Raw genomic sequence first — 824 nt, 5'->3', positions numbered from 1 at the left:
CAACTGGTGACCTGTCCCCTGTAGAGTTTGAACGGCGCTACGCGCAACGAGGGTCTTGAGTGTCTACGGAACTCTGGGCGTATCAGGGGTTAAAAGAGCTCATAGTTGTCGGTCCTGATGGTCCGATTACAATAAGGCCTTAATATGAAGTTTATTATTGATGAAAGACTTGGCGTTCATAACCGGGATGAAGAGTTTTTTCATTTGAAACAGGGTGAGGTATTAGGGCTGCTTGATAAATTGGATGGTGAGCGTCATACTCTGCTTTGTGTAGAAAGGGATGATGGGTGGATTTTTTTTGTTGGGGGTGGTGCTGAGTTATATGTGGTTAACAAAACTTCCCCCGATGGTATTAACTATGAAATAAAATCGGATTTTTCTGGGGATTGTGTGGATTTATGCGTTGGAGGGCAATATGGTGATTACGATCCTTCCTCTGTGGTGCGGCGTGAGCTAGCAAGGCTGGCGCTTTTTGATTTTTGCGGATTCTGTCGTTTCAGTGAAGCTAACTGGCATGAGATAAATTGACCTGGCGAATTCAACTCCGATTCGCAGTGTTGTTGAGAACCTCCTCGGAGAAGACTTCGAAGGGGTTTTGAATCCGAGTATCTTGCGCGGATGATTGTAGAGCCGCTGCTCGATGCAGCTCAGGTACGCATCGGTGATAGTGCTGAGATCGGTCTGCCGTGGCAAGTATTGGCGCGGCAGACTCAACCTTTAAGTGCAACACCTCACAGTGCTAGGAAAGGTCTGATCAACTCACCACAGATGCGCGACACTACCGCCTCATGTAGAGGATTCATCCATGCAGCTGACGTTCGGTG

At 47.7% G+C, this 824-nt stretch carries 1 protein-coding gene and 1 pseudogene; one reads left to right on the top strand and one right to left on the bottom strand.

The genetic code is table 11. The features are described 5' to 3' along the window. The first annotated feature begins 144 nt into the window (after window positions 1-144). Window positions 145-528, top strand: a complete 384-nt coding sequence (locus XcodCFBP4690_RS22620) for a hypothetical protein (RefSeq protein WP_146092041.1) — start codon at window positions 145-147, stop codon at window positions 526-528. Between the two features lie 10 nt (window positions 529-538). On the opposite strand, the pseudogene XcodCFBP4690_RS22125 reads toward XcodCFBP4690_RS22620, so the two are convergent. After that, window positions 539-708, bottom strand: a pseudogene (locus XcodCFBP4690_RS22125) (IS30 family transposase); the annotation flags it as partial. Window positions 709-824: the final 116 nt, after the last annotated feature.

It is taken from the genome of Xanthomonas codiaei (assembly GCF_002939785.1).
Lineage (GTDB): Bacteria > Pseudomonadota > Gammaproteobacteria > Xanthomonadales > Xanthomonadaceae > Xanthomonas > Xanthomonas codiaei.
This window is presented reverse-complemented; position numbering and strand designations above follow the sequence as displayed.